General features: G+C 65.4%; 9 protein-coding genes. 6 read left to right on the top strand and 3 right to left on the bottom strand.

The genetic code is table 11. The annotated features are described in order from the left end of the window. The first annotated feature begins 18 nt into the window (after positions 1-18). The 5 genes from ACN9M4_RS12215 to ACN9M4_RS12195 all read left to right on the top strand — a co-directional run bounded on the left by ACN9M4_RS12215 (position 19) and on the right by ACN9M4_RS12195 (position 11,079). On the top strand, positions 19-1,356 hold the full coding sequence (locus ACN9M4_RS12215; protein WP_426298226.1) for a polysaccharide deacetylase family protein: 1,338 nt from the start codon (positions 19-21) through the stop codon (positions 1,354-1,356). Then, positions 1,325-3,550 carry a PQQ-binding-like beta-propeller repeat protein gene (locus ACN9M4_RS12210; protein WP_426298224.1) on the top strand — a complete coding sequence of 742 codons (2,226 nt, stop codon included), beginning with the start codon at positions 1,325-1,327 and terminating at the stop codon, positions 3,548-3,550. Before ACN9M4_RS12215 ends, ACN9M4_RS12210 begins: the two co-directional genes overlap by 32 nt. 388 nt (positions 3,551-3,938) lie before the next feature. Then, positions 3,939-6,731 carry an FG-GAP-like repeat-containing protein gene (locus ACN9M4_RS12205; protein ID WP_426298222.1) on the top strand — a complete coding sequence of 931 codons (2,793 nt, stop codon included), beginning with the start codon at positions 3,939-3,941 and terminating at the stop codon, positions 6,729-6,731. Positions 6,732-6,896: 165 nt separating this feature from the next. Then, positions 6,897-8,204 (top strand): polysaccharide deacetylase family protein, encoded by a 1,308-nt coding sequence (locus ACN9M4_RS12200; RefSeq protein ID WP_426298220.1) that lies wholly within the window; start codon positions 6,897-6,899, stop codon positions 8,202-8,204. Positions 8,205-8,232: 28 nt separating this feature from the next. Continuing rightward, positions 8,233-11,079, top strand: a complete 2,847-nt coding sequence (locus ACN9M4_RS12195; protein WP_426298218.1) for a PQQ-binding-like beta-propeller repeat protein — start codon at positions 8,233-8,235, stop codon at positions 11,077-11,079. Positions 11,080-11,093: 14 nt separating this feature from the next. Here the strand turns inward: ACN9M4_RS12195 and ACN9M4_RS12190 are convergent, their stop codons facing one another. From ACN9M4_RS12190 to ACN9M4_RS12180, 3 genes are all read right to left on the bottom strand, one after another. Next, the gene (locus ACN9M4_RS12190; RefSeq protein WP_426298216.1) at positions 11,094-12,653 is read right to left on the bottom strand and encodes a DUF6270 domain-containing protein; all 1,560 of its coding nucleotides are present in this window, start codon (positions 12,651-12,653) and stop codon (positions 11,094-11,096) included. A gap of 96 nt (positions 12,654-12,749) precedes the next feature. Continuing rightward, complete coding sequence (gene wecB, locus ACN9M4_RS12185) at positions 12,750-13,922, bottom strand: non-hydrolyzing UDP-N-acetylglucosamine 2-epimerase (RefSeq protein WP_426298214.1); 1,173 nt, start codon at positions 13,920-13,922, stop codon at positions 12,750-12,752. Between the two features lie 468 nt (positions 13,923-14,390). Further along, positions 14,391-14,984: a YdcF family protein gene (locus tag ACN9M4_RS12180; RefSeq protein WP_426298212.1), complete on the bottom strand. Its 594-nt coding sequence runs from the start codon at positions 14,982-14,984 to the stop codon at positions 14,391-14,393. 76 nt (positions 14,985-15,060) lie between these two features. On the opposite strand from ACN9M4_RS12180, the gene ACN9M4_RS12175 reads away from it, so the two are divergent. Then, entirely contained in the window at positions 15,061-16,074 is a 1,014-nt protein-coding gene (locus ACN9M4_RS12175) for a thiamine-phosphate kinase (RefSeq protein WP_426298210.1), read from the top strand. The last annotated feature ends 16 nt before the right edge of the window (positions 16,075-16,090 follow it).

Genomic DNA, 16,090 nt, shown 5'->3' with positions numbered 1-16,090 from the left:
GCCCGGGACAGGAGATTTGTGGAATTGGAACGTGGAACCCTGGGACGGCGGCGCTTCGTGGCGCTCGCCGGGCTGGGCACAGTGGCAGCTCTTTCGGCCACCGGGTGCACGGCGTCGGACGACACAGCCCCGCAGCCACTCCCGAGCAACGCGTCCATGCTCGATGCCTTCCTCGCCCGCCGCGGCGGGCCGATCGGCACCAACGGGCAGACGGCCATCGCGTTCCGCTGCGACCACCACCTGAACAAGTTCGTATCCAATGTGCTGCCCCTGCACCGGAAGTACTCGATTCCGGTGACGATCGCGACCTTGTCGCAGATGGCCGCCGTCGAACGCGGACCGAACGGCAGCGATTCGGTGACGTTCGCACAGCTCCAGCAGTACGCGCTGGAGAACGGTTTCGAGATCGGTAACCACAGCGCCACCCACCGCGACGCGGATTCCGAGCCGCGGCTGCGCGCAGAGATCGTGGACTCCCGCCGCTCCTTGGCACAGTCTTTGCCGAAGCTGCCCATCGAATTGTTCATCCCGCCCGGAGTCGGCGGCACGAACTACATGGGATTCAACGGCGGAGCGACCCTGTCGGCGTTCTCTGAAAATCCAGCGGGGCGGCTCATCATGGAGGAGCACGCCCTGTCGACCGGAACCATACGGGGCTTTTGGTCGATGACGGGCGAACCCCTGTCGAACCTGGGCCGGGGCCACATCCCCTTCGAGAGCCTCGACGCGATAAGCCGCGGACGGGGCTACGTCAAGCTCGCCCGACGCCAGCGGCGGGGTGCCTGCTTCATGTACCACCCCAGCGGCCTCAATGCTGCCGAACTCAACGCCCTCGAAGGGTTCTTCGAATGGTGCGCGTCGGAACGCGATGCCGGGCGCCTTGAGATCCTTACTGTAGGCGGGCTGATGACCGCGCGGATTGACAGCGCAGACCGGCACGACCTGCTGTCAGCTCCCGGGGTGGGCGGACCCGCCTGGGACGGCTGGAACGTGCCGGCCGAGCAATGGACCCTGCTTCAGGAGGACGGCCAGGACGTCGCGCGCAGCCGCACGCCCACCGCCGTCCTTGGCACGGACTTTCCGCTAAGTGGGCACGCCGGCTCGCCGCGGCAGTTGCGCGTCTCCCTCCGCTCCCTCCGAGGCTGCCGCGTGAGGCTGCGAGTATTCGACGCCGGATCGGCAGCGGGCCTGGACGTCACCAAGGATGTGGTGCTGCGGGCCTCGCCCGATTTCGTCACCGTCCGCCAGTACCTCACGCTCCCGTTGACGGGAACGGACACCCTCCGCCTCAGCCTCACCGCGACCACGGGCGGGGGTGATCTTGATGTCCGGCAGCCCGAACTCCTCGCCGCCTGAGCGCGGCCGGGCCGCATCCAAGGGGGTCCTGCGCAGGACGGTGCTGTCGCTCGGCATTGCCCTGGGCGCCGGGACCGCGCTCACGCGCTCCACCGCCGGGCCCGGGCCGGGACGCGCGGCTGCGGATCCCAATTCCGTCACGGACCAGCCATCAGCCGACCCCGGGTCCGTCCTCGACGCTCCTGCCCAGCGGCCAGGTCCCACGATGCCCACGAAGTCGCTCGCGACCGCGCACGGCAAGGCAGTCACCTTGACCACCAGGATGGCCAAACCTTCCGCGCCGCTCCGCCGCTACCGGAACGTGTTCATGGGTGACCCGGACGTCACCGCGGAGTTCTTCCGGACCGGGCAGGGAGTCCTGAAGATTGCGGCCTCCGCGGCGGGCCTGAGCGGCCAGCTCCAGATCCTCGACGCCGCCACCGGCGTCAGGGAGAAACAGATCAACCCGTTCCCCGGCAACGGCGGCGGTGTCGGGGGTACGGCGTATGACGCCCCAAGCGCCACGCTGTTCGCCTTCGGAGCCGAAAACATCGTCCAACGAGTGTCTTCCTCCGGGACGGTCTCCACGGGATACAGCACGGCGAAAGGGACAACCAACGCGTCCTTCGCCGTGGCGACGGATTCGAAGGGCCGCATCTGGAACGGCAACTACCCCTCCGGCAACGCCACGCGCTTCGACCCTGCCAGCGGGTCCACCCTCAACACCGGCCGGCTCCGCGCCGACACCCAGTACGTCCGCTCCCTTGCCATCGACTCCTCGGACACGGTCTACGCGGGGACAGGGGCCAGTAATCCGGCCATCTTCAGCTGGGACACGGACAACCCCGGGAGCGTGCGCGAGATTCCGCTGCCTTGGAGGATTCCCACGGGTTTCGTGCGGCGCATTGAAGCCCACCGCGACCTCCTCTTTGTGTACGTCGTCGGGCCGGACGGCAAGACGATCTTCAGCGTTTACCGGACGTCAACGGGTACTTGGCTGACGCCCCCATGGAAGTGGCTGCCGTCCGGAATGGTCACTGCCTCTTCGGACGATAACTCCGAGGCGTACGCGGTCTGGAGCGGCGCGGGCTCACATCGGCTGATGCGTATCGACACCCGGACGCTCGAAGCGGACTACGTGTGCCTCGTTCCGGGGCCGCCCGAGGCGATGGAATTCGAGGCGTCCGGCAGCCAGGGCTACCTGAACCTGCTGTGCGGAAGCGGCAAGGGTTTCCGGGTTGCCAGGATCTCACTCGACAGCGGGAACAGCGTCCGTGATGTGCCAGCCGAGCTCGCCCCGCGTATCTTCAAGCTGCAAACCCTCATCGCCCCCGCGGGCAACAAAGTCTTCTTCGGCGGCTACCTCGGCGACGGGATCGGCAGCCTCGACCTCGTCACGCGCCGGACCTGGCGCTCCGCCCCCGCGGCGGGCATCCGGCAGATCGAAGGGATGCTGTCCTACAACGCCAGGACCCTCTACATCGGTTCCTATACCGGCGGGGTCATTTTCCGCTTCAACCCTGCCACCGGGTCCGTCAAGAAGCTGATCGAACTGCGGGACAAGTACCTGCAATCGCGGCCCATCGCATGGACCACCGCAGGGAGCCGGGTCGTCGCCGGCACCATCCCGGACTACGGCCGCAGCGGCGGCGCTCTCGTCCTCATCGACCCGGCCGACGACTCGACCCGCGTAATCGTGGATCCGGTCCCGGGGCAGTCCATCCTGGGACTGGTCGGCGAGGGCGACGTCGTCTACGGCACGACCGGAATCAAGGGTGGCCACGGAGCACCCAACGATGCCACCCCCGCCCATGTCTTCGCCTGGAACGTCGCACAGGGAAGGATGCTGTGGAAGCAGGCGCTGCCGGGAGAAGTGGAGATCAACAGCCCCCTCCTGGTGCGCGGCGGACTCTACGTGAGTACCAGCAACGGGGTGGTCCAGATGGGCAAGGCCGACGGAACGCCGGTGGCCACGTACCGGCTCCTCGAGCGTTGGGCGGCCGCGAAATACCGCACGAGCAGCATCGAAGCGCTCCCGGGGAGCAACCGGATCGTGCACCTGTGCGGCGGCACGGTGACCCTACTGGATCTCGAGCGAAAAACGCGTACTGAGCTCCTGCGGGGTACTTACTCGGATTTGGCCGTCGGGAGGCAGAACAAACTACTCCTCGTCGACAACGGCACGGACGTCGTCGAGCTCGCTGTCGGCGCCTAAGCGGCGCCCCGGCGGGGGCCTGACTGGTTCCCCTGCCCGGCTCGGGTAACCCCGGGCCCGGGGAGGCGGGACGCTCCCTCCACGGCCGTCCCCGCCGCTACTCAGGGTTCGGGGCAGGACCGAGTAGTCGGCCCCCGGTGAGCACGCCAAATTGAGTACTATTCGCCCCATTTCCCGCATGAGCAACCGTACAAAGTGGAGTACACACTACTCGTGACGGGCCTTCGCCGCGACGGCTCCAATGGAGCATGGCTGGTCCCCAAGACCGGCTTCTGGTCCCTGGGGGTCTCGGTATGTGCGGTCTCTTCAAGCTTGCCAAGCCCGTTCCTCGCCATGCGTCGACGGAGCTGCTCCGATGAGCGCCGGGAAGTTGATCCGGCGGAGATCCGTGCTGTCACTTGCCGTTGTCTTAGGAGCCAGCGCCGGGATCGGACTCCCGGTCGCCGGAACGGTTCCGGCTGCAGCGCAGTCCCTTGCGAGCAGTTTCGGGCAACGAATCCCGCTCGCTACCGTCGGAACTGAGCAGTCCCGCCTTCTGCGCAGGTACCGCAACGTCTTCCTGGGCGTCCCCCAGGTGACCGCCAGGTTCTTCAGGACAGGGGCCGGCGTACTCAAGATTGCCGGCGGAAGCTCGGGCCTGGCGGACCAGCTCCAGATCCTCGACGCCGCCACGGGAGTCCGGGAGGCATCCCTGGTGCCGTTTGCGGGGAACGGGGGCGGCGTAGGGAACTCCGCGATCGACGCCGGAACCGGGGACCTGCTTGCCTTCGGCGCGGACAATACAGTCAAACGGGTCACTGCCTCGGGAACCATTTCGGACGCCTATGATACGGCGCCCCTCTCGACCTACTCGTCGTTCGCCGTCGCCGTCGACTCCAAGGGCGGGGTGTGGAACGGCAACTATCCCACCGGGAACACCACGCGGTTCGATCCGGTGACCCGGACGACTTTGGAGACCCCCCGTGTCCGCCCCGACACCCAGTACGTCCGGGCGCTCGCGGTCGACGGCTCCGACAACGTCTTTGCCGGAACCGGGTCCCAGAACCCGAGCCTGTTCACCTGGCATATGGACACCCCGGAGGAGATCCGCGAAATCCCCCTGCCCGACGCCAACGCGTCGGGGTTCGTGGAACGCGTCGATGCCCACGCCGATGTGCTCTTTGCCTATTACGACGGCGCCGACGGAACCCAGAAGTTCAGGGTGTACCGGATCTCCACCGGCACGTGGCTCACCCTGCCGTGGACCTGGATTCCTTCCGCACGGACTTCTGCCTCGGCGCCCGGCTCCTCGGATGTCTACGCCGTCTGGAATACCGTGGGTGTCCACAAGCTCATGCGGATCGACACGAAGACCATGGACGCTACGTATGTGTGCCTTGTTCCGGATACGGCCCGGGCCATGGACGTGGAGGTTTCGGGAACGGACACCTTCGTGAATATCCTGTGCGGGAGCGACGGCCAGTACCGCTCTGTACGGGTCTCCGTCACCGATCAGGCGGTCCTCGCGGACGTGGCGGCCGGCTTCGCTGCCCAGACCTTCAAGGTGCAGGGACTCCTGGCTTCCGCAAGCGAAAACAAGGTCTACTTCGGCGGCTACAGGGGAGACGGCGTCGGGAGCGTCGACCTCTCCACCTGGGCCACGTGGAGGTCGCCGCTGGGGAGCGGGATCGCGCAGATCGAAGGCATCTTCGAATACGACGCGTCCACGATTTACATCGGCTCCTACACCGGCGGCGTGTTGCTCCGCTTCAACCCCGTCACAAAGACGATCAAAGAACTGGTCGAGCTGCGGAAAGCCTATTTCCAGTCCAGGCCGATCTGCTGGGCCCTGGCCGGCGGCAGGGTGGTCGCCGGGACCATCCCGGACTACGGGCGGAACGGCGGGGCGCTCGCCATCCTGAACCCGGCCGACGACGCCGACATCAGGGTGGTGTCCGCACCGGTGCCCGGGCAGTCCGTGCTGGGCCTGGTCGGTGAGGGCGACATCGTGTACGGCACCACCGGGATCATGGGCGGACAGGGGGCGGGCAACGACACCAAGCCCGCCTACGTCTTCGCCTGGGATGTCGTGCAGGGCAGGCTGTTGTGGGCCCGCCCCTTCACCGGCGAAGTGGAGATCAACAGCCCCATCCTGGTCAACGGGATCCTGTATGTGAGCACGAACAACGGGGTGATCCGGCTCAACAAGGCCAGCGGCTTGCCCGTGGCGACCTACCAGCTCCTCAACCGTTCCGTCGCCCCCGGGTACAGGACCAGCACTATCAAGTACCTTCCCAAGGCCAGCGGCATCCTTCACATCAGCGGAGGCACAGTCACGCTCCTGGACCCGTACTGGCAAACCCGGAAGGAAATCCTGAGGGGTGCCTACAGCGAAATGACGGTCAGCAAGGACGGCCGGTTGTTCGTCGTCGAAGACGGCACCAACATCGCCGAAGTCGACACCGTGCAGCGGCCGACGATCCGCTCCGCAGCGGACCTGGTCTCGGTGGGGCCTATCGGCGGTTTGAGTGTCTGCCGTTCCCTCGGCAACGGAAAATTCGGGGATCCGATCCGTGCGGACTCCGGTTTCGGCGGCTATGTACGGTCCGCGCACGTCGTGGACTGGAACCGAGACGGCGTCTTCGACGTCCTGACAAGCCACAGCGACGGGTCCCTGCAACTGCACCGCGGCCTGCCGCGGGGCGGATTCATGCAGCCGACCGTCCTGGCGAAAACGGGCTGGGGCGCCGTCGATCTCACCGTGGGAATCTGGGGCACGTCGCTGTCGGTCCTCGCGATGGATCCGGCCAGCGGCATCCTGCGAGCCTGGCCGGTCCTCAGCACCGGCGTGCTGGGAACGCCGGCCACGATCGGCACCGGATGGCAAGGCCGGAACTTCGTCCTCATGGTTCCGTCGCGGTCCACCAGTTCGTGCCTCATCGTCAACCAGGGCGGCTCGCTGTATCGCTACTCGCGCGTTTATGGGGGTAGGGTCACCACGGCCCCGGTCCGGCTCGGCGCCGGCGGATTCTCTGCGATGACGGCCTTCTCGCCCCTTTGCGGGCACCGCCCGGACCTGAACGGAATCGGCTGGATCGACGCCAACGGCGCGGTCAAGTACACGGACATCGCGCCCAGCTCAGTGGGCAGCAACATCAGCTACCCGTTCCTTCTCAAGGGCCACAAACTGGCCAGTACCTGAGACGGCCTGGATTGCCTCCCCGGAGGTCCTCCGGTTCCCTTTCGCTTGACGGCGGCGGGGGCTAGCCTATAACCAAACGCTCAACGGACGTCAAGCATGCTGGGTGCAGCAATGTCAGGAGAGCACGTGCACGGTGGTCTCATACCCTTCAGCCGTCGGCGGGCAATGCAGTTGTTTGCCGGCCAGCTCGCGGCGGTGCCTGCGCTCCTCCAGGGCGCCGGTTTCGCGCGTGCAGCCGAGACTCCGGGCCCCTACCCGTTCGGATTCAACCAGGCGCTTCTCGACAACTTCGTTGCGCGCCACGGCGGTGCGATCGGGACTGCGGGGCGGGCGGCTGTCGCTTTCCGCTGCGACCACCACCTGAACAGATTCAAGGCCGTACTCCTGCCCCTGCACCAGAAGTACGCCATTCCGGTGACCATTGCGGCGATGTCCCAAATGCCTGCCGTGGAAACGGGCCCCGGAGGAAGCGAACTGATGTCCTTCCCGCTGCTCCAGAAGTGCGCCTTGGAGAACGGCTTTGAAGTAGCGAACCACAGCGCTACGCACCGTGACGCTGCTTCGGACCTGCGCCTTCGGGAAGAGATCGAGCAGGCCCGGTGGTCCCTGGCACGGTCATTGCCAAAGCTGCCAATCGAGCTGTTCGTTCCCCCCGGCGTCGGCGGCACGAACTATCAGGGATTCAACGGCGGAGCGACGTGGTCGTCGTTCGAGAAATACCTGGCCGGCCGGCTCATTACCCAACATCACGCGCTGTCAACCGGATACATGCCCGGGTACTGGTCCATGACGGGACAGCCGCTGCTCAACATGGGCCGGAGCCACATTCGAATCGATGATGCGGCCGTCGCGTGGCGCGGGAAGGACTTCGTCAATGCGGCCCGCAAGCAGCTCAAGGGTGTTTGTTTCATGTACCACCCCAGCGCTCTCGATGCTGCGGCCCTTGCCGCCCTTGAAGACTTTTTCGCCTGGTGCGCGAGCGAACGGGACGCCGGCCGGCTGGACATCCTGACCGTGGGCGGCCTGATGCTCGCCCGAATTGACAGTTCGTCCCGGCATGACCTGCTGGGCGGCGACCTGGGGTTCAGGAATGGCTGGAACGGTTGGAACGGGTTGTCCGCGAAGTGGTCCCTCCGATCGGAGCAGGGCGGATACTTTGCGCGCCGTGGAGCGGCTTCGACCGGGCTCTTCAAGGATTTCCTGCTCGGCGCCCACGCCGGCTCCACGAGGCAACTGCGGATGTCCGTGCGCTCCGGCACCGGGGTGCGGCTGAAGCTCGAGGTGATCGATGCCGAATCACCCACACGGTTCAGTGCTGCCAGATACATCACTGTGCGCGGCTCGGGGACCTTCACTCCGCTGCATCAGTACATCACCCTTCCGCTAACCGGGACGCGGACCGTCCGGGTTCGGATCACACCCGTGACCGGCGGCGAACTCCTTGTCCAGGCACCGCAACTGCTCGCGGCGTAAAGGCAGGACATGAATAGGTAGGGAAGTCATGAACGACCAAGAGGCGCACGGCAACAATCCTCCGCATATCCGCAGAAGGTCGGTATTGTCCCTCGCCGTTGTCCTGGGGGCAGGCGCAGGGCTCGGGCGCCTTGCAACGAGCGCCTCTCCGGCAGCGGCGCAATCCCTCGACACCGTTTTCGGTGCGGGCATTGGGCTGACAACCGTCGGAACTGAGCCCTCGGCAGTCCTGCGCCGGTACCGCAATGTCTTTTCGAGCATTCCGCAGGTAAACGCCGGATTCTTCCGGACAAGCACCGGAGCCCTCAAGATCGCCGGCGGAAGCTCGGGGCTGGCGGACCAACTTCAAATCCTGGATGCTGCCACGGGAGTCCGGGAGTTGTCCCTTGTTCCCTTCCCCGGCAGTGGCGGGGGCGTGGGAAAAACGGCCGTTGAAGCCGGAACGGGAGCCTTGCTGGCGTTCGGGGCAGACGACACAGTCAAGCGAGTGACCCTCTCTGGAACCATCTCGGATGCCTACCAGACAGCACCGATGTCGAGTAATGCGGCTTTTGCGGTCGCCGTGGACTCAAGGGACAGAGTATGGAACGGCAACTATCCAACGGGCAACACCACCCGGTTCGACCCGCGAACGGGTACAACGCTGCATACCGTTCGTGTCCGTCCGGACACTCAGTATGTCCGTTCGCTTGCCATCGATGATTCGGACCGCGTCTTTGCTGGAACCGGCTCGCAGAACCCAACCGTGTTCACCTGGCACGCCGACAGCCCCGAGCAGATCCGGGAAATCCCCCTGCCGGATGCCAGGTCGAACGGATTCGTCCACCGCATCAATGCCCATGGGGACGTCCTTTTCGTCCATTTCGATGGCGCCGACGGGATGCTCCGGTTCGAGGCCTACCGGATCTCCAGCGGCACCTGGCTCACCCTGCCATGGGACTGGATGCCCTCGGCAATGACCAGCGCCTCGGCACCCGGCTCCTCCGACGCGTACGCCGTGTGGAATACCGTGGGTGTCCACAAGCTTATGCGGATCGACACGAAGACCATGGAAACTGCGTATGTTTGCCTGGTTCCGGACACTGCCCGTGCCATGGACGTGGAGGTTTCCGGAACGGACACCTTCGTGAATATCCTGTGCGGGAGCGACGGCCAGTACCGCTCCGTCAGGGTTTCTGTCGGCAGCCAGTCGGTTATCCGGGATGTCGAGGCGGATTTTGCCGCCCAGACCTTCAAACTGCAGGCACTCATGGCGTCCCAGTCCGAAGACAAGATCTATTTCGGCGGGTACACGGGCGACGGCATTGGAAGTGTCGGGATCACGTCACAGGCCACCTGGCGGTCGCCGCTGGGGAGCGGGATCGCCCAGATCGAAGGCATGTTTGAATACGATGCGTCCACGATCTATGTCGGTTCCTATACCGGCGGTGTGTTGCTCCGCTTCAACCCGGTGACCCAGTCGGTAAAGCGGCTCATTGAGCTGCGCTACCCCTATTACCAGTCGAGGCCGATCTGCTGGGCTGCTGCCGGTAACCGGGTGGTCGCCGGGACCATCCCGGACTACGGGCGGAACGGCGGGGCACTTGCGATCCTCAATCCGGCCGACGACACCGACATCAAGGTAGTGTCCGCACCGGTACCAGGGCAGTCGGTGCTGGGCCTGGTCGGCGAGGGTGACGTCGTCTACGGGACGACGGGAATCATGGGCGGACTGGGCTCGAGCAACGACCTCAAGCCAGCCCACGTGTTTGCTTGGAATGTCGTGCAGGGTCGGTTGTTGTGGGCGCGGCCATTCATCGGTGAGGTGGAAATCAACAGCCCGATCATGGTCAACGGGATTCTTTACGTGAGCACGAACAATGGCGTGATCCGGCTCAACAAGACCAGCGGTTCGCCGGTGGCGACGTATCAGCTCCTCTATCGCACCGCGGCCCCCGGATACAGGACCAGCACCATCAAGTACCTCCCCAAGGCAAGCAGCATCGTCCACCTGAGCGGGGGCACCGTCACCGTATTGGACCCCTACCGGCAAACCCGGAAGGAAATCCTCCGGGGCTCGTACACGGAAATGGTGGTCAACAAGCAGGGCAGGCTCTTCTTCGTCGAAGACACCATGAGCATCGTTGAAGTCGATGCCGTCCAGCGTCCCACGATCCGCACGGCCGCTGATCTGGTTTCGGTGGGGCCCAACGGCTGGCTGAATGTCTGCAGGTCTTTGGGTGGCGGCAGCTTCGGCAACCCGATCCGTGCAGACTCCGGGTTCGGCGGGTTTGTCCGGTCCGCCCATGTCGTGGACTGGAATGGCGACGGCGTCTTCGATGTGTTGACCAACCATAGCGACGGGACACTGCAACTCCACCAGGGCCTCCCGAATGGCGGGTTCATGCCGCCGACGATCGTGGGCCTATTAGGCTGGGGCCTCGTGGACCTGACCGTCGGCGTCTGGGGCACGTCGCTGTCCGTTCTTGCGATGGACCCGGTCAGCGGCATCCTGAGGGCCTGGCCGGTGCTCACCACCGGCGCGCTGGGAACGCCGTCCACGATCGGCACGGGATGGCAGGGCCGGAACTTCGTCCTCATGGTTCCGTCGCGCTCCACCAGTTCGTCCCTCATCGTCAACCAGAACGGCTCGCTGTACCGCTACTCACGGGTGTATGGGGGCAAGGTCACCACCACGCCCGTGCGGCTCAGCACCGGCGGATTCTCCGCGATGACGGCCTTCTCACCGCTCTACGGACACCGCCCGGACCTGAACGGAATCGTCTGGATCGACGCAGCCGGGGCGGTGAAGTACACGGACATCGCGCCAAGCTCCGTCGGCAGCACCATCAGTTACCCGTTCATACTCATGAGCCACAAGTTTGCGAGTACCTGAGCCTGACCGGATGCCTAGCCGGAGACCGCAGGCCCGGCCGGCGTTCCCAGGTGCAAAGGAGTCGGGGCAAGGGGCTCACCCCACCCTGACAACGCAAGGTCAACAAACGGGTTCAGCACCGTCCTGTATGGCATGTTGTGGCCCTCGGCGAAGTGTTCGACGACGATCCTCACGTTGCCGTCGCTCGAGACCCCTGAGCGGGGCTCCATGCCAAGGGCGGCTGCGAAGGGACCCAGATGGTTGTCCAAGTGGTGGGGGTCGTCGTCGTTCTGGACGTACAGGATCTGGTGGTCAAGCTGCGGCGCCGCTGCGTACGCGGCAGCCAGATCACACCGCGCCCCGAGGCTCTTGAGCTGCTTCTCGGAGGCGAATTCAGGGTAAAGGCGCTTGACGTAGTTCCGCACCGACTTGAGCCAATACTTCCGGATGTTTGTCTGCGGATTGAAGACCAGGGCACGGCTTTCCGGGGTCCTGGAAGCCAGCGCGAGCGAGGCGAACCCGCCGCCCGAGCCGCCCATGAAGAGGATTTTCCTGACCCCCAGCTGCCGGGCGGCCCGCCGTACCAGTTCCGCGTACCGCTCGGTGAGGTCTTCCTGGGCGCTCCCGGTGAACCACGCCAGTTCCAGGTCGTTGTGCGGTTCGAGGGCGGTGTCGGCGAGGAACATCAGGTTCTCCGGCCTGCCTTCCAGAGTGGCAAGCCACTCGAACCGGGGGAGGCTGTACTTCTCGCGGTTCAGCGCTCCGTGGCTGATCACGAGCAGGGTGTCCGAGCCGTTGTTCTGGATGAGGCTGCACAGGCCGTAGGACTGGCCGGCGGCTGGCGCGATCCGATGGTGCGCCCGCCCCACCTGTGAGGCATCGAAGTCATCAAGGCCGGCCCAATCCAGGATCGGTGCCTTGTGCCTCCTGTCGTGGGCCGGAACGTCGGCGGGGGCTTCGAGGAGCCCGGCCGGCAGGCAGCCAAGCAGCTTGCCCGCCACCTCACGGTAGACGGCGTCGTGCAGGTTGTACGGTGCCGCGCCCCATTTGTGGGTGCGCGAAGTCCATGTCCTGGAGTGGCTCAGCACATTGACGCCGCGGCCGCGGAGGAATGCGGCGTAGCGGGCAAATTTGGCGTTTGCCTCCTCCGAAGAAAGACCGAAGGGCAACTCGGCGTCCAGGCCGTTCTCGTCGGCGTGTGCCCACGCGAGGTCCAGGACGTAGGTGCGCGGAAGGAGCGCCTTGCCCGCCAGGAAGCCGAGGAACTCTTCCGCGGCTTCGCACCAAAGACCGAAATGCTCCTCGGTGCCGAACGCGATGGTCTGCGTGGCGCCGGAACCAGCCGCGACGTACTTGACCCGCTCGGGAGAACGCGTCAGGTACGTCCCGTCGCCAAGCCGGTCCACACCGAAGCGTTCGTCGAAGAGATCCCAGAGCACGATGTCGGTGCTTGGGAGGCGCGTCTCGATGTCAGCCCGCAGGGAAGCGGCGATATCGGCCTGCAGGACGCGCACGGCGGCCGGACGGGTAGCAGTGGTTGCCAGCACCGCTTCGCTTGGACCGCCCATTGCGCTAATGAGGGATTGGCGGGACACCAGGCCCGCCTGCTGCAAAGCGTGGCCGGGAAAATGGTCAACTATGGCGGAGGCAGGGCCTCCGCCATAGGAGAAGACTTTCAGGGGACGCATCAATCAGACGCGGACGGTACGTTCGTCAAGGTCGGAGTGGCCGAATTCTTCGATGCGGCTGCCGATGCTCAACAATTCAGCGATGGCGGCAACTGTCCGTTCCGAAGCCTTGCCGTCCCCATAAGGGTTCACGGCGTTGGCCATCGCGTCGAAGTGGGCCCCATCGTGTAGCAGCCGGTCTACCTCTGCGACGATCCGGTCTTCGTCCGTTCCGATCAGCGCCACCGTGCCGGCGGCTACGGCTTCGGGGCGTTCGGTGTTGTCGCGCATCACGAGGACCGGCTTGCCCAGGCTCGGAGCTTCTTCCTGGACTCCGCCGGAATCGGTCAGCACGATGTGGGCAAGCGAGAGCATGCGGGTGAATTCGCCGTAGGCCAGCGGCTCCGTGACGACCACGTTGTCCTTGCCTTCGAGCGCGGGCAACACGGCTTCGCGGACCACCGGGTTCTTGTGGGCCGGGAGCACGATCACCATGTCAGGCTCTGCATCGGCGATCCGGGCGAGGGCCCGGCCGACGCCGCGCATGGCATCGCCTTGGTTTTCGCGGCGATGAGTCGTGACCAGGAGGATCTTCCGGCCGCTCGACGCGAGGTCTTCAAGCTGCGGGTCCGTGAAGGGAATCTGCTTCCCGACAGTCGTCAGGAGGGCATCAATGACCGAGTTTCCGGTGACGACGATATCTTCGTGGTTGACGCCCTCGGCGAGCAGGTTCGCCTTGCTGACACTCGTCGGCGCCAGGTGGAGGCTTGCAATCTGGCTGGTGATCTTGCGGTTCGCTTCTTCCGGGAAGGGCGAGAAGAGGTCGCCGCTTCGCAGGCCGGCTTCGACGTGGACCACCGGGATCCCGTGGTAGAAGGCTGCGATCGCGCCGGCGGTCGACGTCGTGGTGTCCCCCTGGACAACGACGGCGTCGGGCTTCTTGTCGGCGAAGAGCTTGTCCAGACCGTCAATGGTCCGCGTCATGATGGCGGAGAGGGACTGACGCTGCTGGAGGATGTTGAGGTCATGGTCGGGGACAATTCCGAACAGTTCGTTGACCTGGTCGAGCATTTCCCGGTGCTGGCCTGTCACAGTGACAACGCAATCGAAAATGTCCGACTGCTGCAGGGCCGCAACGATGGGTGCCATCTTGATGGCTTCAGGCCTGGTGCCGAAAATGGGCATGACAGTGGGCATTGCTTCCCCCGGGTGTTCGAATAATTGAAAACATCCTGAATGCTACTTGACATCCTGCTGTGACAGAGAATGCATGTCCGGCTGCCTAGTCACGGCAAGCCACAAGCAATCCGGCTATCTGATGAAGAGCAAAGCCAGTATCAAGGCCGGGACCGCGAGCGTTGTTGCGGCAACCACCGCCAAGGCAACCAGGCGTTTGCGGCCAAAGGCGCTGGGCCGCCGTTCAGGCTTTGCCGCACGGCTTGGCGTCTGCGGCTGCTGCGCGGGAAACTCCACAAACCTGCCTTCGGGAACCGCAGGGCGGAAGCGCCTCCGGTGCAGGTGGCGGGGTGCCGGAGGAAGCTCCGATGCACGTTCCTTGGGGGTGTCCAGCGCTTGCTCCTTTCGCTCCCGTTTCCGTAAAGGTCCGCAACGAGTCTAGCCGGGAGCCGCGGCGGATACCCGCAAGCGGGCCTTGTCGGGGAGGCCTCAGCCGCATTCAGGGCGCAGGTTCACGTCGATCAATCCGCCTTCCTCGATGACGAAACGCCGTAGCCATTGGAGCGAATCCAAGGCAGGTTTGGACGCCACCATATGCACTTCGGCCGAGGTGCATTGCCGCATCAGGGTCCCTGCGCGAAGCACGTGGTAGGAGGACGTCACGACGGCCACCGAGTGCCAGCCGTTCGCTTCCACAAGCTTCCCGACGGCGGCCGCCTCGCTGCGCGTGTCCATGCCTTCGGGCCGGAAACAGAGCAGCGATTGCTGCGGAAAGGAAGCCCCGTTGCAGAGCGAATCGATGGAGGCGTTTCCGGGCGTGCCGGTCCAGGAAAGAACCAACACCGGGGAGGCGCCTTGCGTTGCCGGGGAGTGCGCTGCCAGGGATTGCGCCGTCACCACGGCCTGCCCCAGGGACAGGCGCTCATCGCTGCTGCCGCCCAGGACGATGACGGCGTCGACGGCCGGGGGAGCCGGCGTCGAAACGAGGCAGAAAAGCTGTAGTGACAAGGCGAACCACAGAACAAAGAGGCCTATCGCGCCGGCTGAAAGGTACTTCAGCGACCTCCTGTTTTTCTGTTGCACCCTGCAAGTCTAGAAGCTCGCAGGCCGGCGTCCGGCCCGCTCACTGAATGTCAGTCCGAGCGACTAGCGTAGAAGGGTGCCGGAAAAAGAACTGACTGTCGCCGACCTTTCGGAAAGCGGGCTCCTCGCCCGGATCTTCCCGCGCCTCGAGTCGAGCAGCAGCGTGCTGCTCGGGCCAGGCGATGATGCCGCTGTCGTGGCGGCCCCGGACGGGCGTGCTGTCATCTCCATCGACACCCAGACCCAGGACCAGGACTTCCGCCTCAGCTGGAACAACGGCTACCGGACCACGGGCTTCGACGTCGGATGGAAGTCCGCCGCCCAGAACCTCAGCGACATCAACGCCATGGGTGGAACCGCCACCTCCCTCGTCGTCAGCCTCACCATGCCTGGGGAAACCCCGGTGTCCTGGGTGGAGGATTTCGCCGACGGCCTCACAGCCGGGATCGCCGGGCTCGGCGCCACGGACTGCTCGGTGGCCGGCGGGGACCTGGGGCGGGGGCGGGAGATCGCGGTGACGGTCGCCGTCGTCGGGACAATGCACGGACAGACCCCGGTGCTCCGCTCCGGTGCACAGCCCGGGGACACCCTTGCGCTGGCCGGCACTTTGGGCCGGGCCGCCGCCGGCCTGGCCCTGCTGGAGAGCACCGTGCCGCTCGGCTCACTGACACCGGAGCAGCGGGAACTCGTGGACAGCCAGTGCCGCCCGGTGCCGCTGCTGGCCGCCGGCCCGCGGGCCGCCGCAGCCGGGGCAACAGCCATGATGGACGTTTCGGACGGATTGATGCGCGACGGCGGCCGCCTCGCCAAAGCGAGCGGGGTGATCCTGGACCTTGATCCCATTGCCTTGAAAACCCAGGCCCATGCCCTTGAAGCCGCGGCTTCGCTGCTGGACGTCGACCCGATGGAATGGGTGCTTGGCGGGGGAGAGGACCACGGCCTCCTGGCAGCATTTCCGGCCGGAGTTCAGCTCCCGGAGCCTTTCACTGCGGTAGGCTCAGTCAGGGCCGCTGCCGGGGGAGGACGCGGCCTCGTCCGGATAGCCGGGGAGTCCGCCGATACCGTGGGATGGGATCACTTTGCAGACTAAGATCGCCGCCAATGTA

Origin of the sequence: Arthrobacter sp. R-11 (genome assembly GCF_049913155.1) — a bacterium.
Taxonomy (GTDB): Bacteria; Actinomycetota; Actinomycetes; order Actinomycetales; family Micrococcaceae; genus Arthrobacter.
This window is presented reverse-complemented; position numbering and strand designations above follow the sequence as displayed.

Excerpts from the sequence above, each read along its gene's own strand:
- wecB (WP_426298214.1), bottom strand. The coding sequence starts at position 13,922 with ATGCCCACTGTCATGCCCATTTTCGGCACCAGGCCTGAAGCCATCAAG.
- ACN9M4_RS12195 (WP_426298218.1), top strand. The coding sequence starts at position 8,233 with ATGAACGACCAAGAGGCGCACGGCAACAATCCTCCGCATATCCGCAGA.
- ACN9M4_RS12210 (WP_426298224.1), top strand. The coding sequence starts at position 1,325 with ATGTCCGGCAGCCCGAACTCCTCGCCGCCTGAGCGCGGCCGGGCCGCA.
- ACN9M4_RS12200 (WP_426298220.1), top strand. The coding sequence starts at position 6,897 with ATGCAGTTGTTTGCCGGCCAGCTCGCGGCGGTGCCTGCGCTCCTCCAG.